Annotated in this window: 21 protein-coding genes; 6 read left to right on the plus strand and 15 right to left on the minus strand. The window is 65.6% G+C overall.

Translation table 11 applies throughout. The annotated features are described in order from the left end of the window. Window positions 1-2 precede the first annotated feature (2 nt). From BLQ70_RS20205 to BLQ70_RS20215, 3 genes are read right to left on the minus strand one after another with little or no spacing between them, the layout of a single operon-like run. Window positions 3-884 (minus strand): alpha/beta fold hydrolase, encoded by an 882-nt coding sequence (locus BLQ70_RS20205; RefSeq protein WP_091860471.1) that lies wholly within the window; start codon window positions 882-884, stop codon window positions 3-5. A 13-nt stretch (window positions 885-897) separates the two neighbouring features. Further along, complete coding sequence (locus tag BLQ70_RS20210) at window positions 898-1,680, minus strand: SDR family oxidoreductase (protein WP_091860474.1); 783 nt, start codon at window positions 1,678-1,680, stop codon at window positions 898-900. A gap of 45 nt (window positions 1,681-1,725) precedes the next feature. Further along, window positions 1,726-2,859: a pyridoxal phosphate-dependent aminotransferase gene (locus tag BLQ70_RS20215; protein ID WP_091860478.1), complete on the minus strand. Its 1,134-nt coding sequence runs from the start codon at window positions 2,857-2,859 to the stop codon at window positions 1,726-1,728. A gap of 236 nt (window positions 2,860-3,095) precedes the next feature. Here BLQ70_RS20215 and BLQ70_RS20220 point away from each other — a divergent pair, with 236 nt between their 5' ends. From BLQ70_RS20220 to BLQ70_RS20235, 4 genes are read left to right on the plus strand one after another with little or no spacing between them, the layout of a single operon-like run. Continuing rightward, window positions 3,096-4,190 carry an ABC transporter substrate-binding protein gene (locus BLQ70_RS20220; protein WP_091860481.1) on the plus strand — a complete coding sequence of 365 codons (1,095 nt, stop codon included), beginning with the start codon at window positions 3,096-3,098 and terminating at the stop codon, window positions 4,188-4,190. A 28-nt stretch (window positions 4,191-4,218) separates the two neighbouring features. After that, window positions 4,219-5,094, plus strand: coding sequence for an ABC transporter ATP-binding protein (locus tag BLQ70_RS20225; protein WP_170843485.1), 876 nt, complete (start codon window positions 4,219-4,221; stop codon window positions 5,092-5,094). A gap of 8 nt (window positions 5,095-5,102) precedes the next feature. Then, window positions 5,103-5,933, plus strand: a complete 831-nt coding sequence (locus BLQ70_RS20230) for an ABC transporter permease (protein WP_091860487.1) — start codon at window positions 5,103-5,105, stop codon at window positions 5,931-5,933. A 33-nt stretch (window positions 5,934-5,966) separates the two neighbouring features. Then, the gene (locus tag BLQ70_RS20235; RefSeq protein WP_170843486.1) at window positions 5,967-6,659 is read left to right on the plus strand and encodes a GntR family transcriptional regulator; all 693 of its coding nucleotides are present in this window, start codon (window positions 5,967-5,969) and stop codon (window positions 6,657-6,659) included. Window positions 6,660-6,691: 32 nt separating this feature from the next. Here BLQ70_RS20235 and BLQ70_RS20240 read toward each other — a convergent pair whose 3' ends face one another. After that, window positions 6,692-7,348, minus strand: a complete 657-nt coding sequence (locus BLQ70_RS20240) for a TetR/AcrR family transcriptional regulator (RefSeq protein ID WP_091860492.1) — start codon at window positions 7,346-7,348, stop codon at window positions 6,692-6,694. Window positions 7,349-7,491: 143 nt separating this feature from the next. Here BLQ70_RS20240 and BLQ70_RS20245 point away from each other — a divergent pair, with 143 nt between their 5' ends. Next, window positions 7,492-8,130: an isochorismatase family protein gene (locus BLQ70_RS20245; protein ID WP_061966166.1), complete on the plus strand. Its 639-nt coding sequence runs from the start codon at window positions 7,492-7,494 to the stop codon at window positions 8,128-8,130. A gap of 59 nt (window positions 8,131-8,189) precedes the next feature. Here the strand turns inward: BLQ70_RS20245 and BLQ70_RS20250 are convergent, their stop codons facing one another. The 5 genes from BLQ70_RS20250 to BLQ70_RS20270 all read right to left on the minus strand — a co-directional run bounded on the left by BLQ70_RS20250 (window position 8,190) and on the right by BLQ70_RS20270 (window position 15,162). Next, window positions 8,190-11,108, minus strand: coding sequence for an FAD-binding and (Fe-S)-binding domain-containing protein (locus tag BLQ70_RS20250; RefSeq protein WP_091860495.1), 2,919 nt, complete (start codon window positions 11,106-11,108; stop codon window positions 8,190-8,192). Continuing rightward, window positions 11,105-12,634 carry a tripartite tricarboxylate transporter permease gene (locus BLQ70_RS20255; protein WP_091860498.1) on the minus strand — a complete coding sequence of 510 codons (1,530 nt, stop codon included), beginning with the start codon at window positions 12,632-12,634 and terminating at the stop codon, window positions 11,105-11,107. Before BLQ70_RS20255 ends, BLQ70_RS20250 begins: the two co-directional genes overlap by 4 nt. A 10-nt stretch (window positions 12,635-12,644) precedes the next feature. After that, window positions 12,645-13,145, minus strand: coding sequence for a tripartite tricarboxylate transporter TctB family protein (locus tag BLQ70_RS20260; protein WP_091860502.1), 501 nt, complete (start codon window positions 13,143-13,145; stop codon window positions 12,645-12,647). A gap of 177 nt (window positions 13,146-13,322) precedes the next feature. Then, a complete protein-coding gene (locus BLQ70_RS20265) occupies window positions 13,323-14,303 on the minus strand; it encodes a Bug family tripartite tricarboxylate transporter substrate binding protein (RefSeq protein ID WP_091860505.1) in 981 nt (326 codons plus the stop codon). 172 nt (window positions 14,304-14,475) lie between these two features. Further along, window positions 14,476-15,162 carry a GntR family transcriptional regulator gene (locus BLQ70_RS20270; protein ID WP_061966176.1) on the minus strand — a complete coding sequence of 229 codons (687 nt, stop codon included), beginning with the start codon at window positions 15,160-15,162 and terminating at the stop codon, window positions 14,476-14,478. A gap of 162 nt (window positions 15,163-15,324) precedes the next feature. Between BLQ70_RS20270 and BLQ70_RS20275 the strand changes: the two genes are divergently transcribed. Further along, a complete protein-coding gene (locus tag BLQ70_RS20275; RefSeq protein ID WP_091860508.1) occupies window positions 15,325-16,518 on the plus strand; it encodes a pyridoxal-phosphate-dependent aminotransferase family protein in 1,194 nt (397 codons plus the stop codon). 120 nt (window positions 16,519-16,638) lie between these two features. On the opposite strand, the gene BLQ70_RS20280 is transcribed toward BLQ70_RS20275, so the two are convergent. The 6 genes from BLQ70_RS20280 to BLQ70_RS20305 are packed head-to-tail and all read right to left on the minus strand — an operon-like array spanning window position 16,639 to window position 20,986. Beyond that, window positions 16,639-16,905 (minus strand): RraA family protein, encoded by a 267-nt coding sequence (locus BLQ70_RS20280; RefSeq protein ID WP_091860511.1) that lies wholly within the window; start codon window positions 16,903-16,905, stop codon window positions 16,639-16,641. Window positions 16,906-16,946: 41 nt separating this feature from the next. Further along, entirely contained in the window at window positions 16,947-17,282 is a 336-nt protein-coding gene (locus BLQ70_RS20285; RefSeq protein WP_091860514.1) for a hypothetical protein, read from the minus strand. Then, on the minus strand, window positions 17,282-18,166 hold the full coding sequence (locus BLQ70_RS20290) for a DUF6772 family protein (protein WP_061966183.1): 885 nt from the start codon (window positions 18,164-18,166) through the stop codon (window positions 17,282-17,284). Before BLQ70_RS20290 ends, BLQ70_RS20285 begins: the two co-directional genes overlap by 1 nt. A gap of 3 nt (window positions 18,167-18,169) precedes the next feature. Then, window positions 18,170-18,997, minus strand: coding sequence for a carbohydrate ABC transporter permease (locus BLQ70_RS20295; RefSeq protein ID WP_061966184.1), 828 nt, complete (start codon window positions 18,995-18,997; stop codon window positions 18,170-18,172). Further along, complete coding sequence (locus tag BLQ70_RS20300) at window positions 18,990-19,862, minus strand: carbohydrate ABC transporter permease (protein WP_091860517.1); 873 nt, start codon at window positions 19,860-19,862, stop codon at window positions 18,990-18,992. The genes BLQ70_RS20295 and BLQ70_RS20300 overlap by 8 nt, the downstream gene beginning before the upstream one ends. Beyond that, window positions 19,862-20,986 carry a mandelate racemase/muconate lactonizing enzyme family protein gene (locus BLQ70_RS20305; RefSeq protein ID WP_091860520.1) on the minus strand — a complete coding sequence of 375 codons (1,125 nt, stop codon included), beginning with the start codon at window positions 20,984-20,986 and terminating at the stop codon, window positions 19,862-19,864. The genes BLQ70_RS20300 and BLQ70_RS20305 overlap by 1 nt, the downstream gene beginning before the upstream one ends. Window positions 20,987-21,007 lie beyond the last annotated feature (21 nt).

Below are 21,007 nucleotides of genomic sequence, written 5' to 3' on the forward strand. Positions count from 1 at the left end.
GCTCAATCGACCCGCATGATCTGCGCCGGGTTGGCGCGGGGGTCGCGCTCGCCCCAGCGCCCGGCCTCGACCTGTGCGATGAACTCGGCGAGCAGGCGGTTGAACAGCTCGGGTTCCTCGAGATTCAGCGTATGGCCGGATTTCGGGAAGACGGCGAGGCCGCAGCGCGGTACCACCCGCTTCAGATAGAGCCCCGGCTCGATACAATGATCATCCTCGTCACCGGTCATGACCAGCAGGGGCGCCTGCATGGCGCGGAACCCGGCCTCGAGATCATAGAGCGAGGGCCGGCGCATCTGCACGCCGCGCATGGTGTTCGCCGCGCCAAGCGAATCGTGCTGGCCGAGCCGCTCCGCGAACAGCGCCCAGCCGCGCGGGTCCTTGTCCTGGAACTGCACACGCGAGGCGCCCTCGGCATAGGTCGGCGCGAAGTCCCTGGCACCGCGCTCCTGAAAATTCCGGGCCACTTGCTCGGAAATGCCCTTGAAATAGTCCTCATGAGCCTTCTCGGCGCCGTAGCCGGCGCCGGCCGCAACGATCGACAGCACGCGGTCGGCATGGCGCAGCCCCGCATGCAGCGCGGCGAAACCGCCCATCGAGAGCCCGACGACATGGGCCTTCTCGATGCCGGCCGCGCTCAGCACATCGACGATGTCGTCGGCCGCGCGCGTCTGGGAATAGCTTTCCGCGCTCTCCGGCACGTCGGAGGGCCGGTAGCCGCGCGCCGCGAAGGTGATGCAGCGATGCCGGCGCGCGAAGAAATTGAGCTGCGGCTCCCAGCTCCAGTGGCTGCCGCCGAACTCGTGCACGAAGATGATCGGCGTGCCGGTGCCAGCCTCCTCGTAGAACAGCTTCACGCCATCGCTGGCCGTGGCAAAAGCCATGTCGCGGCTCCCCTCAGATCACGGAACGGCGCGAGGCGATGCCGCCATCGACGGTGAAGATCGCGCCGGACGTGTAGCCGGACCGGTAGGAGGCGAGGAACACGATCAGGTCGGTGACCTCGTGGATATGGGCCGGGCGCTTCAGCGGATAGCGCTGCTGCAACTCCTCGTAGCGGCCGGCATCGCCGAGCCAGTCGGCCGCGCGCTTCTTCAGCATGTTGTAGATGCGGTCCGTATCGACCGGCCCCGGGTTGACGCCCACCACCCGGATATTGTCGTCGAGCGAGTGGCCGCCGATGGCGCGGGTGAAGGCCATGAGGCTGGCATTGCCGGTCGTGCCCGCGACATAGGCGGGGTCGAAAACCTCGCCGCCATTGCCGATATTGTTGATGATGACGCCGCCGCCGCGCGCCTTCATCAGCGGATAGAGCGCACGCGTGAGGTTGATATAGCCGAAAACCTTGAGCTCCCAGCCGGCACGCCATTTCGCCTCGTCGACGTCCCACAATGTACCGCTGGGGATGACGCCGGCATTGTTGACGAGAATATCGATATCGCCGACGGCCGCGACGAGGCGTTCCACCGCGCCCGCAATCGTCAGGTCGACCGCATGCGCCGTCACCGTCACGCCATGGCCGGCCTCCAGCTCGCGCTTGAGCGCCTCGAGCCTGTCGCCGGAGCGCGCCACGACATGAAGATTGCAGCCCTCCTCGGCGAATGAGCGCGCCAGCCCCTCGCCGATGCCCTGGGACGCACCGGTGATCAGGACCGTCTTGCCCTTCAGCTTAAGATCCATTGTCGCTTTCTCCCTTTGATGAGCGCTGCGGCGCGGCAGACCGGCTCAGAACAGTTTGACGTCTTCGTTTTGGCCACGAACCTGCTCGACCATGGTCGGCAGCAGCTCGACGAACTCCTCGACCCAGGCGGTCGGGACCGTGGTGCTGATCTTGACGAACCGGTCGCCGAAATTGGGTGTGTGATAGGCGCCCTGGCGGATCATGATGTCGTGCTTCTGAAAGGCTGCGACGAGCGCCTCCGGCTTCACCCCGGCGCGCTCGCATTCGAGCACCACGAAATTGCCGTTCGACGGGAAGACCGGCAGGGACAGGCCTGGAATCCTGTCGGCAGCGTCCTTGATCAGTTTCTGGTTGGCGCGCTGCTGCGACAGGACGCCGGGAAACCACTCGGCTTTGATGCCGAGGCCGGCGAGCGCCGCACGCTGGGACAGGATGTTCGAGCCGAGATTGTTCGGCGGCGCCGCCGAGAGCTTCTCGATGATGTCGGGATGGGCGACGACCGCGCCGACGCGCATGCCGGCCAGGCCCAGCCATTTCGAGAAGCTGTAGATGGTCAGCGTCCGCTCGGGGTAGCGCGTCGCCGCCAGCGTGTGCTCATGCGCGAAATGGCGATAGGTGCAGTCGTGGATCAGGTAGGCACCGACCTCACGCGCGGCTGCCACGATGCCGTCGATCTCGGCCGCCGTGCAGGCCGAGCCCAGCGGATTGTTCGGATCGACGATATAGATGACCTTTGTCTTCGGCGTGATCGCCGCTTTCAGCCGCTCCGGCGCAAGGCGATAGCCGTATTCCTCGCCATAGATCGGAATTTGCGTGACTTTCGCGCCAACGGCGCGCGCAAAGGCCATCGGCCAGTTCCAGGTCGGATCGGTGGTGATGAACTCGTCGCCCGGTCCGAGCAGGCTGTGGCAGACATGATAGAGTGAGGCGACCGCCCCGTCGGAAACCAGCGCCGCCTGCCCCTCGAGGCCGAGATCGGCGACGATGCCGTGGCGCAGCTCCTCAAGCCCTGCCGGCGGCGCGTAGATGTGGAACTCCTCGTCGCGGATGCATTTCTCCATCGCCGCCAGCACGGCAGAATGCGGCGTCGCGTGATTGGTGTTCTGCCCCATCCAGCGCAGGCCGGCCGTGTTCACCAGCCGGTCGAAATGGGCATTGCGAACCTCGAAGGTTTTCATGACATCTCCGCGGCGTATCGCCATTTTGGTATAATGAAAGCGACATAAAGCTCTTTCGTGGGGAGTGTTTGCACAGAACCCGCATACCAAACAACCTAAAAACGCAGCTTGTCGGTAAAAAATTATGCAGGAATTGATTTTGTGCATAATGACACTTGCGCACGGCGGAGATCACGGTGATGCTGGTGTCAGCGTCGCCACAGGCAGGCCGGCGACAATAAAAGGGGAGATATCGGATGCGTGTTTCACGTCGCACTGCTCTCAAGGGCTTCGGTGCCGCTGCAGCGGCAGCCATGACGAGTGCCATCGCCATGCCCGCGCTCGCGCAGGGGCTGAAGAAGGTTTCGTTCACGACCTCCTGGATTCCCGAAGGACCGAACCTTTTCGCCTATGTCGCGCGCGACAAGGGTTTCTGGAAGCGCCATGGGCTCGACGTCTCGGTGGCGCGCGGTTCAGGTTCGGGAGCGGCGGCGCAAGCGGTCAGCGCCGGCACCTTCGATTTCGGCATGGCGGCCACCCCGACGGTGATCGTGCAGGCGGCGAAGAAGCTGCCGATCACCTGCATCGGCCAGATTAACTACGACGCGCTGATGGGCATCGGCGTCCTGTCGGGTTCGCCGATCAAGGGCCCCAAGGACCTCGAAGGCAAGAAGCTCGGCGCCAGCGTGACCTCCGGCGAATACCCGTTCCTGCCGCTCTATGCCGAGAAGGTGGGCCTCGACCTCTCGAAGCTCCAGATCCTGCAGATCGACGGCAAGGTGCGCGAGCGCACGCTGGTCGAGAAACAGGTCGATGCGGTCTCGGCCTTCGCCACCAGCACGGTACCGTCCCTGGCGCCGCTCGGCACCGATGTCCGGTTCATGCTGTTCTCCGCGGCCGGCATCGAGTTCTACGGCCAGTCCCTGACGACCCAGCCAGCCCGACTAAAACAGGACAAGGCGCTGTGCGAGGCTTTCGTCCAGGGGGCCATGGACGCGATCAAGTTCACGATGACGAATTTCGACGAGTCCGTGGACATCTTCCTGAAGGCCAATAGCGAGGTCGCCATTTCCTCGACCGGCAAGGAATACGCCCGGATCGGGCTCGGGCTGACGAACCTCACCAATCTCGTGCCTGAGGTTAAGCAGAACGGCTTTGGCTGGGCCGATCCGGCCAAGGTCGCCATGATGGCCGATCTCGTGATGAAATATGCAGCCGGCGAGGGAGCGGTGAAGCCGGATGTCGGCACGCTGTTCACCAATGACTTCATCGGCAAGCTCAAGCTGACGCCGGAAGAGCTCGCCGCAGCCGAAAAGAGCGCCGCGCCGTTCCGCAAATATGTCGGCTCCTGACCGGCCCATCGCACGAGGCGACAACCTGATGCTGAGTTTGGCACCCAAGGTGGAGCGTCCCGCGGCCGAGGCACCTCTCGTCTCGGCCACGGATGTCCAGAAGACCTATTTCACGCGGCAGTCGCCGATCCATGCGGTCGCCTCCGCGTCGCTCGACGTCGCCAGGGGCGAATTCGTGTCGCTGCTCGGCCCGTCGGGTTGCGGAAAGTCGACGCTGCTGATGATGATCGCCGGGCTGGAACGGCCGACATCGGGCTCGATCACGTTGGCGGGCGAGCCCGTCGCATCGCCACGCCGCGACATCGGCATCATCTTTCAGGATGCGACGCTGCTGCCGTGGAAGAGCACGCTCGAGAACGTGCTCTTCCCGATCCGCATCCTGAAGCTGCCGATGGAGACCTATCGCGACAGGGCCCATGGCCTGCTCAAGATGGTCGGCCTCGCCGGCTTCGAGCACAAGAAGCCGGGCGAGCTCTCGGGCGGCATGCGCCAGCGCGTCGCGATCTGCCGGGCGCTGATCCACGATCCGGAAATCCTGCTGATGGACGAGCCTTTCAGCGCGCTCGACGCCATCACCCGCGACCAGATGAATGTCGCCCTGTCGGAGATCCTCGAGACCTACCGCAAGACCGTGATCTTCGTGACGCATTCGATCCGCGAAGCCGCCTTCCTGTCCGATCGGGTGGTGGTGATGGGCGGGCGGCCCTCGACGATCATTCTGGACAAGAAGATGCCGTTCCCCCGGCCGCGCCGCTTCGAGATCGAGGAAACGCAGGAATTCGCCCAGGTCTGCCGGGAGCTGCGCCTGACCATCGAAGCCGCGCATGGGCATGGGCAGGATGGGCATGAGCAGGATGCGCCCAGGCCCGCTTCGAGCCCGGCCGCCGTCAGCGTCATCGAGTGAGGTCCAGCATGGCAAAGCTCACCATCGGCACCGAGACCGGCGCCGTCCTTCCGGCGTCCGATACCGGCCGCTTCCGGGGTTCCGCCGGCCTGAGCAGCGTCGTCCTGCCGCTCGGCCTGGCCTTTTTCGTGCTGGCGGCCTGGCAGCTCTACGTCACGATCTTCCAGGTCCCCTCGGTCATCCTGCCCTCGCCGATCTCGATCGCGCGCTATATCGTCGACCGCTACGACATCCTGCTGATGCATGCGGTGCCGACCACTTTGGAATCCGCCGTCGGCTTTCTGCTCGCGGTCCTGCTCGGCGTCGCGATCGCCGTCCTCATCACCTATTCGGACATGGCGCGCGAGGCGCTTTATCCGAACCTGATCTTCTTCCAGCTCATCCCGAAGATCGCGCTTGCCCCGCTCTTCATCATCTGGCTCGGGGTCGGCTCGCAGTCGCGCATCGCGTTCTCGATATTCATCGCCTTCTTCCCGATGGTCATCGCGACCACCGCCGGCTTCCTGAGCGTCGACCGCGGCATCCTGAGGCTGTGCCGCTCGCTGACGGCCACGGAATGGCAGATCTTCACCAGCGTGCGCTTTCCGACCGCGCTGCCGCATATCTTCAGCGGCATGAAGATCGCGATCACGCTGGCGATCATCGGCGTGATCATCGGCGAGTTCATCACGGCACAGGCGGGCCTCGGCTATCTCATCATCTTCGCGACGGCACGCGCCGATACCGAGGTGTCGATGGCGGCCATCGTGGTGCTTTGCATCTGCGGCCTGCTCCTCTATGGGCTTGTGGCGCTCGCGGAGATGGTCGCGAACAGATTTTACTCGGCAGACAGCCGGTGAGGCGCTGACCTGATGGCGCGAATGAACGGATCGATGACGCCAGACGAGCCTGAATCGCTGTCGGCCGGAGTGGTCAACCGCCTCGAGGAGGAAATCCTCAAGGGCATCCGGAGGCCGGGCGACAAACTGGACGAGCGCCAGCTCGCCGAGCAGTTCGGCATGTCGCGCACGCCCGTGCGCGAGGCGTTGCAGCGCCTCGCCGCCAGCGGTCTCGTGGTGTCGCGGGGCCGTCAGGGGCTGCAGGTCGCGCAGATGTCGCTCGCCGACCTCCTGGACGCGTTCGGGGTCGTCGCCGAGCTGGAGGCCTTCGCCTCCTCCCAGGCCGCGCGCCGCATCCAGCCGGAGCAGCGGGCGCTTCTCCAGGCGGCGCACCGCTCCTGTGCCGAAGCCGCGGCGGCCGAGGATGCGGAGGCCTTCTATGCGGCCAATCTCGTTTTCCATGAGCTGATCGCCGCCGCCAGCCATAACCGCATCCTGCAGGACGAGTTGCGGCGGCTGACGCTGAAGATCTCACCCTATCGCCGCACCATCACCTATCAGCCTGGACGGATGTATTCCTCGATCCCCGAGCACGAGCGCGTGATGGATGCGATCCTGCGGGGCGACGGCGTCCAGGCTGCGCAGATGATGCGCTCGCATGTGACCTTGCTGGGCGAGGGGCTGTCGGATCTGCTGCATTTCCTGCGCTCCTCCGGCGGGCACGGGCTGCTGGCGGAGATGCCCTAAGCCCGCGCTTCCGTTCGCCGCGCAGGCCGATTTCAGCGCTTCCGAAACGCCGGGCCGCCGAACATCGCATCCCCCGCTTCGCCCTCGACGATCTGCGGAAGCAGCGCTTTCCAGGCCGCGATCATATCGGCGAAATAGCCAGGGTCCTGGCGCAGCACGGTCTGCACGCCCATGCCGCGCACCAGGCAGACCGTCAGGTTGAGGATGATGCGAGCCTCCCGGGCCGTGCGCTTCTCCGGGTTGCAGAACTCCACCCAGGTCGAATCGAGCGCCTCATGGAAGCGCTTGACGACGGGAACCATCCGTTCGCGCAGATCGGCATCGTTGCGCGCCTCGGTGATCATCTCCAGCGAGAGATAGAAGAAGCGGCCGGAAAACAGCTCCCAGAGAAAGCCGACGAAACCTTCGAGCGACAATTCGCCGTTCTGGACACGCCGGGCGACGGCGCGGATCTCCGCGGTGCCGTCGTCGAGCAGTCGTTCCATCGCCGCCAGGATGATGTCGGCCCGCGCCGGGAAATGGTAGAGCAGCGCCCCGCGGGACACTTGCGCCCGTTCGGCGATCTCCTGCGTTGTCGCCGCGTGGTAGCCGACATCGTGGATCACATCGAGCGTCGCCCCGATCAGTCGCTCATAAGTCGCGACGCTGCGCGCCTGCTGCTGGCGCTCGGAACGCGAAGCCTGCTTCATCTCTGCGCCCACCTGTCCGCTCCCCTCTGTGCTGCCTCGCCCGGCCGGCGCGTCGACATCATAAAAAACAATCTTGCCTGATTTTTTCAAGGGGATACCGTGCCCGGATCGCGACACGAATGCGCGCAGGGAGGAAAGAAGCCATGACGAGTGACGACTATCAGAACCGGAGCTACGGCGAGATTCCGGTCGGCTTTGGCAAGAAGCCGGGCATCGTTGTCGTCGACTTTCAGACAGGCTTCACCGACGCCCAATATCCGCTCGGCGGCGCCCCGCTCGTCATGCGCGCCGTGGAGAACACCGCCAGGCTGCTGGAGGTGGCGCGCCGCTACAACGTGCCGGTCGCGAACTGCAACACGGCCTATATGAACGAGCGCGAGATGCCCTACTGGAAGATCACCGCCGTGCGCGAGACCTTCCGGCACGACCATCCGAGCGCCGCCTTCGACCCGCGTATCCACGATCCCGCCTACGATCTCACGGTCTGCAAGAAGGCACCCTCGATCTTCTTCAACACCGGCGTGAGCGACTACTTCAACAAGGAGCGCGTCGACACGGTGATCGTGACCGGCTGCAACACCTCGGGCTGCATCCGCGCCACCTCGATCGACAGCTTCAGCTATCGCTACCGGACCATCGTTCCCGAGGATTGCGTCGGCGATATCGAGGAACAGCCCCATCGCGACAACCTCCGCGATCTCGGCCGCCGCTATGTCGACATCTCTGATCTCAAGACCGTGCTGGCCTATCTCGAAGACTGGCACAAGCAGAACGCCGCCTGAAACAGTTCAGCACGGTCGATGCCCGCCGGCTCAGGCTGATCGGCGGGCCACATCGTGCTCTATGACTGAAGCGCCGAGGCCAGCACCCGCACGACATGCAAGGCCTCGCGCTGCGCGCCGTCATGGATCTGGTGGCGGCAGCTCGTGCCGTCGGCGACCACGAGATCGTCGGCGCCGGCCTTGCGCACAGCCGGTAAGAGCGAGAGCTCGCCCATCGCCAGCGAGACATCGATCGTCGCCGCACCATAGCCGAAGGCGCCGGACATGCCGCAGCAGCTCGATTCGATCGGCCGCACATCGAGCCCCGGCACCGCCCGCAAGGTCTTCTCGACCGCTCCCATGGCGTCGAAGGCCTTCTGGTGGCAGTGCCCGTGCAGATGCGCGACGCGCCCGCCCTGATCGCTGAGCGGGAGTTTCGTCCTGCCCGCCGCCATGTCGGCCGCCAGCAATTCCTCGATCAGCAGCGCGGCTTTCGCCAGGGGCTCGACCTCGGCCTTGGGCAGCAGCGCCGCGAATTCGTCGCGGAAGCTCATCAGGCAGGAGGGTTCGAGGCCGACGATGCGCGCGCCCTTCGCCACGAAGGGTGCAAGCGCATCGAGCGTCCGGCGCGCCTCGGCCCGTGCCTCCTCGACCAGGCCGGCCGACAGGAAGGTGCGCCCGCAGCAGAGCGGCCGGCCTCCGCCGGCGGCTTCGACGCGATGCAGCCGATAGCCGCCGGCCTTGAGCACGCGCTCGGCCGCCTCCAGGTTCTCGCGCTCGAAATAGCGGTTGAAGGTGTCGCCGAAGAGCACGATGTCGCGGCCATCGCCTTTGACCGCCGAGGCATCCGATGCGGCAGCCGCCTCGCGCCAGGGCTTGCGCCAGACCGGGAGCGAGCGCCGCGCCGAGAAGCCGAGCCAGCGTTCGCTCAGCTTCGCCAGGAGCGGGATGCGATCACGCAGGTTCATCAAGGGCGCGAGCGCGGCAGCGACAGGGGCATAGCGCGGCAGGAAGCCGATCAGGCGCTCCTTCAGCGGCAGGCCGTGCTTCGCGTGGTAGTGATGCAGGAACTCGACCTTCATCCGGGCCATGTCCACACCGGTCGGGCAATCACGCTTGCAGCCCTTGCAGGACACGCAGAGATCGAGCGTCTCCTTCATCTCCGGCGAGGTGAAGGCATCGGGGCCGAGCTGGCCGGAAATCGCGAGCCGGAGCGTGTTGGCCCGGCCGCGGGTGACATGCTGCTCGTCCTGCGTCGCGCGCCAGGACGGGCACATCGTGCCACCGGTCATCTTCCGGCAGGTGCCGTTATTGTTGCACATCTCGACCGCGCCGCCGAGCCCGCCCCAGTCGGACCAGTCGAGCGCCGCTTGTGCGGAAACCGGCGTGGCATATCCCGGCGCGAAGCGCATCAGGCTGCGGTCGTCCATATGGTAGGGGCGGACGATCTTGCCGGGGTTCAGCTTGTTGTCGGGATCGAAGCCGTCCTTCACCGCCTCGAAGGCGCGGGTCAGCGGCGCCCCGAACATCGGCTCGACGAAATCCGAGCGCGAGATGCCATCGCCATGCTCGCCCGAGAACGAGCCCTTGAAGCGGCGGACGAGCTCGCAGGCCTCCTCGGCGATGCCGCGCATCGCCTTCACGCCCGTTTCCGTCTTCATGTTCAGGATCGGGCGCACATGCAGGCAGCCGACCGAGGCATGGGCATACCAGGTGCCGCGCGTGCCGTGCTTCTCGAACAGGGCCGTCACCGCATCGGTATAATCGGCGAGATGCTCGAGGGGCACCGCGCAATCCTCGATGAAGGAGACCGGCTTCCCGTCGCCCTTCATCGACATCATGATGTTGAGGCAGGCCTCGCGCACGTCCCAGACCGGCTTCTGCCGGGCAGGCTCGACCACCTCCACCACCGCATCGGGGAAGCCGAAATCGGCCATGCACTGGTCGAGCCGCTTCAGGTCCCGCTTGAGATCGGCGAGATCGTCGCCGGCGAACTCGACCAGCAGCAGGCAGTTCGGCCGGCCCCTGGTGATGTCGGCAAGCGTGCGCACGAAGAGCGGGATGTCGGCGCCGAGCACCAGCACATTGTTGTCGACGAGCTCGACCGCGACCGGACCGAGCGCGACGATATGCTGTGTCGTCTCCATCGCCGCGCGGAAATTCGGGAAATGGCAGACGCCCATCACGCGATGCTGCGGCAGCGGCGAGAGCTTGAGCGTCGCTTCCGTGGTGATCGCGAGCGTGCCTTCCGAGCCCACGAGCAGATGCGACAGGTTCGGCCGCGGTACGATCAATTCGTCGAGATTATAGCCGCCGACACGGCGCTGCACCTTCGGGAAGATCGCCTCGATCGCCTCGCGGTGCTGTCCGGCCAGCGCCAGCATCCCCGTCATCAGGTCGCGCGCCCGCGGCGAGGCATTGTCGCGCACGGCGCCCTGGCCCAGTGCGAAGGGCTCGCCGTCATGGAACTGCGCCTTGAGCGCGATCACGTTGTCGACCATCTTGCCGTAGCGCAGCGAGCGCGCGCCCGACGAGTTGTTGCCGGCCATGCCGCCGATCGTGCAGCGGCTCGCCGTCGAAGGCTCGACCGGGAAGAACAGACCGTCCTTGCGCAGCCGCGTATTCAGCGCCTCGAGCACGAGGCCGGGCGCGACCGAGATCGTGCGCTGCTGTGGATCGTAGTCGCGGATCGCGTTGAAGTGCCGGCTCATGTCGAGGATCAGCGCATCGCCGATCGGCTGGCCGTTTTGCGAGGTGCCGCCGCCGCGCGCGATCACCGGCACGCCGTGCTCGGCCGCGATCGTCAGCGCCGCCGCGATATCGGCCTCGCTCTTCGGAAAGGCCACGCCCTGCGGCACGATCTGGTAGATCGAGGCATCGGTGGCGTAGCGCCCACGGGTGAAGGCGTCGAAGCGGACCTCCCCTTCCAGCGCATGCGACAGTTTGCGTTCGAAGCCGAGATTGCGGCTATGCGGGCGCGGCAGCGCGGCCTGCGTCATCGTGTGGCCTCGGCGGTCTCGGGATCGGTCCGGCCGCGGCCGCGCAGTGCGGCGATGGCATCGCTGGCCGGCCCCCAGCAGAGCAGCAGCAAGGCGAGGATGACGAGCGTCGTGACCAGCCCGTTCGCCCAGAAGATGCCGAGCGAGCCACCCGAGCCGAGCAGCGCCTGGCGGAAGGCGTCCTCGGCGCGATCACCCAGCACCAGTGCCAGGATCATCGGGGCGAGCGGATAGTCGAGCTTCTTGAAGAGATAGCCGACGACGCCGAAGATCAGCATCAGCCAGATGTCGAAGATCGAGTTCGAGATCGTGTAGGCGCCGATCGCACAGACGATCAGGATCACCGGCGCGACGAAGGAGAACGGAATCCGCATGATCGCGGCGAAGAGCGGCACCGTGGCGAGCACGATGACGAGTCCGGCGATATTGCCGAGATACATCGAGGCGATCAGGCCCCAGACGAATTCCTTCTGCTCGACGAACAGCATCGGCCCGGGCTGCAGTCCCCAGACCAGAAGGCCCCCGAGCAGGACGGCAGCCGTCGCCGAGCCGGGAATGCCGAGCGCCAGCATCGGCAGCAGCGCGCTGGTACCGGCGGCATGCGCGGCGGTCTCGGGAGCCAGCACGCCCTCGATCTCGCCCTTGCCGAAATTCTTGCCGCGCTTCGAGAAGCGCTTGGCCAGGCCATAGCCCATGAAGGAGGCGGCGATGGCGCCGCCCGGCGTCACGCCCATCCACATGCCGACGACCGCGGAGCGCAGCAGCGTCGCCCAATAGCGTGGCAGGCCGGCCCAGGTCCGCAGCACCACCATCAGGTCGATCTTGGCCTGCTTGCCCTTGAACACCAGCCCGTCCTCGACCGTCAGCAGGATCTCGCTGACGCCGAACAGGCCGATCACGACGATCAGGAAGTCGAAGCCACGCATCAGCTCGGTCGAGCCGAAGGTCATGCGCAGGTCGCCCGAGATCGAATCGAGGCCGACCGCCGCCAGCAGGAAGCCGATGCAGAGCGAGGCGATGATCTTGGCGCGGTTCTCCCGGCCCATGCCGATGAACGAGCAGAAGGTCAGAAGGAAGACAGCGAAAAACTCGGCCGGGCCGAATCTGAGCGCGAACTGGGCGACCAGCGGCGCGACGAAGGTGATCAGCACCACGCCGGAAAGCGCCCCGATGAACGAGGCGGTGAAGGCTGCCGTCAGCGCTTCCGCAGCCTTGCCCTGCACCGCCATCGGGTAGCCGTCGAAGGTGGTCGCGACCGACCAGGCCTCGCCCGGGATGTTGAACAGGATCGAGGTGATCGCCCCACCGAACAGAGCGCCCCAGTAGATCGACGACAAGAGGATGATTGCCGAGGTCGGGTCCATGCCGAAGGTCAGCGGCAAGAGAATCGCCACGCCGTTCGGTCCACCGAGGCCGGGCAACACCCCGACGATGATGCCGAGGATGACGCCGACCGCCATGAAACCGATATTGTGCCAGGAGAGCGCGACCTGGAAGCCGGCGATGAGCGAGGAGAGATCGTCCATCGGTGACCCTTCAATAGCCGAGCATGGCTTCCAACGGGCCCTTTGGCAGGGGCACGCGGAACTGCAGTTCGAAGATCCAGAAGCAGGCGATCGGTACGAGCAGCGCCGTCAGCCCGATCGACCACCAGCGCGACGTCCCGACCACCGCCATGAAGGTGACGATGAAGGCCGCCGAGGCGGCATAGATTCCAAGCGGCTGGATCAGCGCCACGAACAGAACGAGCGGTCCCAGCACCCTGACGACCTGGCGCAGCTGCCCATAGGTGACGAAGACCGCATCCGGCTGGCGGAAGGACTGCCAGAGGATGAAGAGCGAGGCGGCGAGGAAGATCCAGCCGACGCGGGCCGGGAAGAAGCCGTTCTGCGGGCCGCCATCCCAGCCGGCGCCACGGCCATGCGAGTCGTAGAGCACGATGCCGGCGAGGCCGATCAGCAGCAGCGCCGTGGCGATTTCGACCGGCCGGCGCGAGATGCCGGGTTCCTGGGGTTCAGCTTCAACTGGCTGCGTCATTCACCGTTCCTCGCGCGTCATCCCGGACAAGCCGCCCTCGGGTCCGACCTTCGGTCGGCCCAAGGGCAGGCTCTGCGGCGCCGATCCGGAATCCATTCCTGAAGCGTTTCGGAATGGATCCCGGGTCTTCCCTTTGCTCACCCGGGATGACGAGGCACCCCGGCAACGGTCACCCGTTCACTTCGCCATGAAGCCGGCTTCGGTCATCAGCTTCTCGTGCTTCGCTTCGTCCGCCTTCAGGAAGGAGACGAAGGCATCGCCATCGCGGTAATCCGCCGCCAGCGCGTTGCGGGCGAGGTACTCTTTCCATTCCGGCGTCTCGGAGACCTTCTTGAACATGTCGACATAGAAGGCCTGCTGTTCCCCAGTGACCTTGCCGGGCATGAACATGCCGCGCAGCATCTGGTAGCTGACATTCAGCCCCTGCGAGGCGCAGGTCGGGATGTCGGCCCAGGACTGCCCGTCCGCGACCTTCTCGCTATAGACCATCTTCTGCTCGGCGAAGACGCAGAGCGGGCGGGTGGCACCGCCGCGCCAGTTGGCGAGGTCCTCGGCCGGATTATTGGTGGTGGCCTCGACATGCCCGCCCGACAACTGCGTCGAGGCCTGGCCGCCGGAGGTGTAGGGGATATAGGCGAACTTGGTGCCGCCCTGCTTCTCCATGGCGAAGACGAGAAGGTTGTCCTCACGCTTGGAGGAGGTACCGCCGATCTTCATCGGTGGGCTCGCCGCTTTGGCAGCCGCCATCAGGTCGCCGGCGTTCTTGTAGGGCGATTTGGCATTGACCCAGAGCAGGAAGGAATCCTGCGCCAGCATCGCGACCGGAGTGTAGTCGGTCCAGTTCAGCGCCAGCTTGGTCGCCATCGGCGTCATGAAGATGCCGCTCGAAGTGGTGATCAGCTTGTGCGGGTCGCCGGCCGACTTCTGGATGTCGAGCATGCCTTCGGCGCCGCCGGCGGCCGGCTTGTTGACGACGATGATCGGCTGCTTGGTGAGCTGATGCTTCTGGATGATGCCCTGGATCGTCCGCGCCATCTGGTCGGAGGCGCCGCCTGCCGAGAACGGCACGACGATCTCGACCGGTTTCGTCGGCTCCCAGGCGGAGGCGGGCGCGATGGCGCCGAGCGACAGGGTAGCGGCAAGCCAATGCTGCTTCATGGTCTTTCTCTCCCTTCATCGCGCTCTGACGGCGCCATGGGAGCGACCCTAGACCAAAAAATTTTGCATTCAATCTAAAAGATGAAACCCGTCGAATTGAGAACGAAACATTCCTTGCCCGTCCTCAGCCTCGCGATCGCAGGCATCATCAATTCCGAGGCCGCCTGCGCGCTCAGGCCGCCGGCTGGGCCGCCTTCAGCTTGTTCCTGAGATGCAGGAACAGGATGTCGCTCAACTCGCTGCCCGCGCGCCGGCGCAGTGCGTCCAGGATCGCCTCATGCTCGCGCATCGCCTCGCTCAGCCTGTCGCGGTCCTTCGCCAGGTTGGCGGCGTACCGGACGCGCCGGATGCGGCCGGCCAGCCCCGCATAGGTCGACGCCAGCAGCGTGTTGCCCGCGGCCGCCACGATCATCTGGTGGATGGCCTGGTTGCAGCGGAAATAGCCGTGCACATCCCGGCGCAGGTAGAAATGGTACATTTCATGATGAACCCGCTCGATCTCGGCGATCTCAGCGTCGGTTATGCGCTCACAGGCCAAGCGCCCGGCCAGCGATTCCAGTCCGCCCATGACATCGAAAAGCTCGCGCAGGTCGGCGGCACTCAGCTCGCGCACGCGCGCGCCGCGGTTGGGAAGAAGCTCGATCAAGCCCTCCGCCGCGAGAACCTTCAGCGCCTCGCGCAATGGCGTCCGCGAGATGCTGAAGCGCTCGCACAGCGCGCGCTCCGGGATACGCACACCATCCTCAAGATGCCCCTCGACGATGAAATCGCGCAGCGCCGCCAGCAATTCGCCATGAAGGGTCCCCGACGACCTGGCAGCCTCCACCGCCTCCCGACTCCGGCCCTCATCTGCATTCATGGATGTCTCGCTCATGATCTCCAGCTAAGCTGACGCAGACCCGCTGTCGAGCCCCGCTATCTGCCCATATGAATTACATGACAAGCTTGATCTTCTAAAGAATGAATGCAAAATTACGTGAGGTGACGGCGCACCGCGCGCCGAAGGGAGGATAACAACGTCATGCAGGGTCGTCATTTCCTACATATTCCCGGCCCGAGCCCGATCCCTGACCGCATCCTGCGTGCGATCGCGATGCCGATCATCGACCATCGCAGCGCCGAGTTCGGCGCGCTCGGCAAGGAGGTCCTCGAAGGCTCGAAGGCCGTCTTCAAGACCAGCCAGCCGGTCGTGATCTACCCCTCCTCCGGCACAGGTGCCTGGGAGGCGGCGATCACCAACACCCTCTCCCCCGGCGATACCGTGCTGATGGCCGAGACCGGGCATTTCGCGACGCTCTGGAAGCAGATCGCCACGCGCTTCGGCATCACGGTCGAGTTCATCCCGGGCGACTGGCGTCATGGCGCCGATCCGGTCGCGATCGAGGCCAGGCTCGCCGAGGACAAGGCCCACGCGATCAAGGCGGTGATGGTCGTCCATAACGAGACCTCGACCGGCGCGACCAGCCGTGTCGCCGAAATCCGCAAGGCCATCGACGCCGCCGGCCACCCGGCCCTATTCATGGTCGATACGATCTCGTCGCTTGCCTCGGTCGACTACCGCCATGACGAATGGCAGGTCGACGTCACCGTCTCCGGCTCGCAGAAGGGTTTGATGCTGCCGCCCGGGCTGAGCTTTAACGCGATCTCCGAAAAGGCCCTCGCGGCGTCGAAGACCAACAAGCTGCCGCGTTCCTACTGGGACTGGCAGGAGATGGTGAAGATCAACGCCAGCGGATTCTTCCCCTACACGCCCGCGACGAACCTGCTCTACGGCCTGAAGGAAGCGCTCGCGATGCTGCAGGAGGAAGGGCTCGACAACGTCTTCACGCGCCACCAGCGCCTGGCCGCGGCCTGCCGCGCCGCCGTCAAGGCGTGGGGGCTCGAAGTGCTCTGCCAGAACCCGGACGAATATTCGCCGGTCCTGACCGCCGTGCTGATGCCGCCGAGCCATGACGCCGACCGCTTCCGCAAGATCGCGCTGGAGAAATACAACATCTCGCTCGGCTCCGGCCTCGGCAAGGTCGCCGGCAAGGTCTTCCGCATCGGCCATCTCGGCGAATGCAACGAACTCAGCCTGCTCGGCGCGCTGTCGGGCGTCGAGCTCGGCCTGTCGGCGGCCGGCGTGCCGCATCGCAGCGGCGGCGTCGCCGCGGCGATGGCGAGCTTCGAAGGGCAGGACAAGGCCAACGAAACAGCGGTCGCGGCCGTCGCCTAGAGGCTGCTGATTTTATACGGAACCACGTCGTCATCCCGGGGCTTGTCCGGGATGACGACCCGCTTCCGTGAAAATCAAGCAAGCACTGGGTCATCGCGCGTCCTGTCGGACGGCCCGGCCCTACGGGGCTTTCAGGCCGAAGACGGCCTCGGCGGTCTGCCCGGCCGTCAGGGCCGCCTCCCATTTCGCCTCCAGCACCAGCCGGGCTTCGGCATCGGCGATGCGGGCGCGGATCATTGCCGGCGTCAGCGCAACCAGTCCGTCATCGTCGCCGATCCGGAGATCGTCGGGCGAGACTATCGCACCCCCGATCGTCACCGGCCGGTTGATCTCGCCGCGCTCGGCCGAGGACGGGCCGCGCAGCCGCTTGCGCCGCGCCAGGCTCATGGTGACGCCGGTCGGATTGTGTCCATGGCCCTATGGGCGGATCACGCCTTCAGGTGAAGCGTCACCAGCACGGTGATCTCGACGCCATCGGGCAGCGACGCGGCGACGCGCAGGAAATTGCCGAAATGGCTGACCCGCTGGAACGTGACGGCGTCCCTCGCGGCCGGCAGGTCGAATTCCGAGCCCTCGGCGCACCAGTGCAGGCCATCGGCCGAGATCTCGATCCGCGCCTTCGGCAACGGGCCTGTCGGCGCCTTCAGCGCGCGCACGAAGACGATCGCCTCCTTCGCCCAGCCGGCCTCGTAAGGCTCGGTCGCGCTTTCAGCCGTCCAGCTTTCGTTGCGGGCGACGATCGCCGTGAGGTTCTCGGGCAGCATCAGAAATCCCCCGACAGGCAGACGGAGTCGAGATAGGCGAAGGCGCGCTTGTCGGTATCCGTCTCTGCGAAGAAGGCGAGGTTCAGCATGCACCACAGGTTCTTCATCGCGGGGATGCGGATGCAGTCGTAGCCATCCATGGCGAAGACCCGGTCATTGACCTGAAACCGTGTCGCCTGCATCGCGGCGAGGTCGAAATCGAAGCGCAGATAATGCCAGTTCACCTTGGTCGGGATCTCGTTGTAGCAAAGCCGCTGCTCGCCACCCGGCAGATCCTCCCAGTCATCGGGAGCGAGGTGGTAATGCGTGATCGTCTTGCCGGCGGTGCCGATCGGCTTGATCGGCGTCGTCTTGCGCTTGAACTGCCATTTCTGGATGTGCTGGCCGTCCTGCGCATTGAGGAAGCGCAGATGCGGCATCACCCGGTCGCCCGGCCCCGAGGTGTCGCCGATCTGGAGATCGTAGAGGAAGCCGAAGGAGCGGATATCGGTTTCCGACAGTGCGAGCTCCGTCGCCTCCGGCTTGAAGGTGAAATAGGCCTCCAGCCGGATCGGCCCGGCCTTGCGGAAGGTCAGGCGCTTGATCGCGACATTCTGCGCGCCTTTCTTCGGCCGGGTCGCGATCTTCAGCGCATAGGAGCCGTCGACGCCGCCATGCGAGCCGAAATCCCAGTTCGGCAGGGTCGAGAGCATGGCATGGCTGTGCTGGGCATAGCCCGGCAGCATCGCGTCCAGCGTATCCTCATAATTGCCGACGAGCTGGGTCCAGCCGCACATGCCGCGGTCGAAATCGTCGAGGCAGATGATGCGCGGCAGCGGGTCGAAGCGGCTTAAGGCAGGGTCGCTCTCGCGGATCGCGCGCCTGAGGTCGTCGAGCTGGGTCATAGCTTATCCCTTCACCGCGCCGGCGGTGAGCCCCGCCACGAGATGCTTCTGCATGAGGATGACGAAGGCGAGCACCGGCACGAGCTGCACGGTGGAGGCTGCGAAAAGCACACCCCATTCGACGCCCTCGACGGCGCCGATCATCTCGGAGATCACCAGCGGCGCTGTCTTCGCCTTGGTCGTGGTGAAGATGAAGGCGAAGAGGAACTCGTTCCAGGCATAGACGATGACGAAGACCGAGACCGCGAGCATGCCCTGCGCCGCCATCGGCAGGATCACGCGCATGATGATCTGGAACTGCGAGGCACCGTCCATCATCGCGGCCTCGTCGAGCTCGCGCGGGATCTGGTCGATGAAGGTGCGCATCACCACCGTGCCCAGCGAGACGAAGAAGGTGGCGTAGAGCACGATCAGCACGAAATGCGTGTCGTTCAAGCCCAGCCAGTTCACCACCGGGAAGAGCGGCAGCGTGATCACGATCGGCGGGATCAGGCGGATGAAGATCAGGAAGAAGGCCGAGGCCTGCAGGCCCTTCGAGGCGAAGCGCGAATAGGCGAAGCCGGCGAGCAGGGAGACACCGACGGCCAGCACCGTCGCCCCGACCGTGACGAGGAAGCTGTTCCACAGGCCGAAGAAGAAATCGCCCCAGCGGCTCCATAGCGCCTGGTAGTTCGCCAGCGTCGGCGCGAAGGAGAAGGTGCCGGTGGTCGAGAAGATGTCGCGGTCGGCCTTGAAGGAGGACATCGCGATCAGCCCGATCGGCACCAGCGACCAGGCGACGACCGCCAGCACACCGACGAGCTTCAGAAGATGGCGGAGCAGCTTAGGCACGCGCGAACATCTCCTTGTAGAGCCGGCGCAGGTAGAACAGCGCGAGCAGGAGCGAGGCGAGCACCAGCAGCCAGCCGGTAGCAGCGGCAGAGCCGAAGGCGTTGTAGCGGAAAGCCTCGAGATAGAGATAGACCGCCATCACCTCGGTCGAGCGCGCCGGCCCGCCGCCGGTCATCAGCCAGACCTCGGAGAACAGCCGGAAGGCGAAGATGTAGCGGAACAGGGCGGCGATCAGCAGCGCCGGCATCAGCAGCGGCAGCGTGATCCGGCGGAACGAAGTCCAGGCCGAGGCACCGTCGATCGAGGCGGCCTCATAGAGATCGCTGGGGATCGAAAGCCGCGCCGCGTAGAGGATGATGAACGAGAACGGCAAGTGCAGCCAGATCGAGAGCAGGCTGACCATGGCGAGGCCATGGCTGGGGTTCACCGCCCATTCGATCGGCGGCAGGCCCAGCGTCATCAGCAGCCGGCTCATCATCCCGACATCCGGCTCGAACAGGTAGCGCCACATCACCACCGCCGAGACTTCGCTGACGGCATAGGGCGCGAGCACGATCGCGAGCAGCAGGGCGCGCAGCGGTACACCCGAAGCGAAGAACAGGGCCATGCCGAGCCCGATCAGCAATTCGACATGCACGACGATGGCGACGACGATGACGGTGTTGAGCAGCGCCTTCCAGAAATACGGATCGCTCAGCACCTTCGCGTAATTGGCGAGGCCGACGAACGTCGCCGCCTGTCCGAAGGAGGACTGGTTGAGGCTCAGCCAGAAGACATAGAGCGCCGGCACGAAGATGATGCCGCCGATCATGAGCTGAACCGGGGTGACGAGCGCGATCGCCGAGAAAGGCGTACGGGCGCTCATCAGGCGATCCTGAAGCGCTTCAGCGCCTCGCGGTCGATCTCGATGCCAAGGCCCGGCCCCTGTGGGATCGCGAGCTTGCCGTCGACGAGCTGCGAGCCCTCGCCGACGAGCGGCTGCGTGAAGGCGTCGCGCAGCGGGTTCTCGTAGACCATGCATTCGAAGGTACGGAAGCTCTCCGCCGCCGCGGCGAGCTGCAGGCTCGCGGCAACGCAGATCGCGCCCGACCAGCCGACATGCGGCGCATAGGCCGTGTTGAAGGTCGCAGCGAGCTCGGCGATGCGCCAGGTCTCGGTGATGCCGCCGGAGCGTGTCACGTCCGGCTGGATCAGCCCGAGCGAGCGGTCCTGCAGCATGGTCAGCGCCTCGCCCGCGACGAAATCGCTCTCGCCGGCCGCAAGCCGTATCGGCAGATGCTGGGCAAGGCGGCGATAGCCTTCACGGTCATGCGGCGCGATCGGCTCCTCGAAGAAGCCGTAGCCGAGATCGGCCAGCGCCCGCCCGACGATCATCGCATCATCGACGTCATAGGCCCAGTTCGCATCGACATAGAGCGCGATCTCGTCGCCGGCGAGCCGGCGGATCAGCTTCGCGCGGGCGATGGCATCACGCAGGGGATGGCCGAGCTTGACCTTGATTTCGCGGAAGCCGGCCTTCAGCGCCGCCGCCACCTCAGCCTCGACCGTGGCGTCGTCGAGCCAGTTGATCGAGGAGGCATAGGCCGCGACCTCCGTGCGCCCCATGCCGCCGAGCAGCTTGTGGACCGGCTGCCCCGCCTGCTTGCCGGCGATATCCCAGAGCGCGATGTCGACGGCCGCAATCGCCTCGACGACCTGCCCGCCGGGCCGCCCCGAAAGCGCCGCGCGCATAGCCTTCCACAGCGCGCGCCGGTCGGCGGCATCGCGCCCGATCAGCCGGGGCACCAGCGCCTCCTCGATGAAGCGCGCATAGCCGGCCGCGCCGCGCCGGCACAATCCCTCGCCGAAACCGATCGTGCCGTCCTCGGTCTCGACCTCCACGACGACGATCTCGATCGCCGGATAGTCGCCCTGCGAGGTCCGCTGGACCTTGGGCAGCGTCGCCCGCAGCGGATGAACGTCGATTTTGACGATGCGGCTGGCCGACATGCGGCGTTGCCCTCCCGAGGC

Source organism: Allobosea robiniae (genome assembly GCF_900102525.1).
GTDB classification, from domain to species: Bacteria; Pseudomonadota; Alphaproteobacteria; order Rhizobiales; family Beijerinckiaceae; genus Allobosea; species Allobosea robiniae.

What these genes read in the sequence shown, in the direction of transcription:
- BLQ70_RS20205 (WP_091860471.1), bottom strand. Translation starts at nt 884, where the DNA reads ATGGCTTTTGCCACGGCCAGCGATGGCGTGAAGCTGTTCTACGAGGAG.
- BLQ70_RS20210 (WP_091860474.1), bottom strand. Translation starts at nt 1,680, where the DNA reads ATGGATCTTAAGCTGAAGGGCAAGACGGTCCTGATCACCGGTGCGTCC.
- BLQ70_RS20215 (WP_091860478.1), bottom strand. Translation starts at nt 2,859, where the DNA reads ATGAAAACCTTCGAGGTTCGCAATGCCCATTTCGACCGGCTGGTGAAC.
- BLQ70_RS20220 (WP_091860481.1), top strand. Translation starts at nt 3,096, where the DNA reads ATGCGTGTTTCACGTCGCACTGCTCTCAAGGGCTTCGGTGCCGCTGCA.
- BLQ70_RS20225 (WP_170843485.1), top strand. Translation starts at nt 4,219, where the DNA reads ATGCTGAGTTTGGCACCCAAGGTGGAGCGTCCCGCGGCCGAGGCACCT.
- BLQ70_RS20230 (WP_091860487.1), top strand. Translation starts at nt 5,103, where the DNA reads ATGGCAAAGCTCACCATCGGCACCGAGACCGGCGCCGTCCTTCCGGCG.
- BLQ70_RS20235 (WP_170843486.1), top strand. Translation starts at nt 5,967, where the DNA reads ATGACGCCAGACGAGCCTGAATCGCTGTCGGCCGGAGTGGTCAACCGC.
- BLQ70_RS20240 (WP_091860492.1), bottom strand. Translation starts at nt 7,348, where the DNA reads ATGAAGCAGGCTTCGCGTTCCGAGCGCCAGCAGCAGGCGCGCAGCGTC.
- BLQ70_RS20245 (WP_061966166.1), top strand. Translation starts at nt 7,492, where the DNA reads ATGACGAGTGACGACTATCAGAACCGGAGCTACGGCGAGATTCCGGTC.
- BLQ70_RS20250 (WP_091860495.1), bottom strand. Translation starts at nt 11,108, where the DNA reads ATGACGCAGGCCGCGCTGCCGCGCCCGCATAGCCGCAATCTCGGCTTC.
- BLQ70_RS20255 (WP_091860498.1), bottom strand. Translation starts at nt 12,634, where the DNA reads ATGGACGATCTCTCCTCGCTCATCGCCGGCTTCCAGGTCGCGCTCTCC.
- BLQ70_RS20260 (WP_091860502.1), bottom strand. Translation starts at nt 13,145, where the DNA reads ATGACGCAGCCAGTTGAAGCTGAACCCCAGGAACCCGGCATCTCGCGC.
- BLQ70_RS20265 (WP_091860505.1), bottom strand. Translation starts at nt 14,303, where the DNA reads ATGAAGCAGCATTGGCTTGCCGCTACCCTGTCGCTCGGCGCCATCGCG.
- BLQ70_RS20270 (WP_061966176.1), bottom strand. Translation starts at nt 15,162, where the DNA reads ATGAATGCAGATGAGGGCCGGAGTCGGGAGGCGGTGGAGGCTGCCAGG.
- BLQ70_RS20275 (WP_091860508.1), top strand. Translation starts at nt 15,325, where the DNA reads ATGCAGGGTCGTCATTTCCTACATATTCCCGGCCCGAGCCCGATCCCT.
- BLQ70_RS20280 (WP_091860511.1), bottom strand. Translation starts at nt 16,905, where the DNA reads ATGAGCCTGGCGCGGCGCAAGCGGCTGCGCGGCCCGTCCTCGGCCGAG.
- BLQ70_RS20285 (WP_091860514.1), bottom strand. Translation starts at nt 17,282, where the DNA reads ATGCTGCCCGAGAACCTCACGGCGATCGTCGCCCGCAACGAAAGCTGG.
- BLQ70_RS20290 (WP_061966183.1), bottom strand. Translation starts at nt 18,166, where the DNA reads ATGACCCAGCTCGACGACCTCAGGCGCGCGATCCGCGAGAGCGACCCT.
- BLQ70_RS20300 (WP_091860517.1), bottom strand. Translation starts at nt 19,862, where the DNA reads ATGAGCGCCCGTACGCCTTTCTCGGCGATCGCGCTCGTCACCCCGGTT.
- BLQ70_RS20305 (WP_091860520.1), bottom strand. Translation starts at nt 20,986, where the DNA reads ATGTCGGCCAGCCGCATCGTCAAAATCGACGTTCATCCGCTGCGGGCG.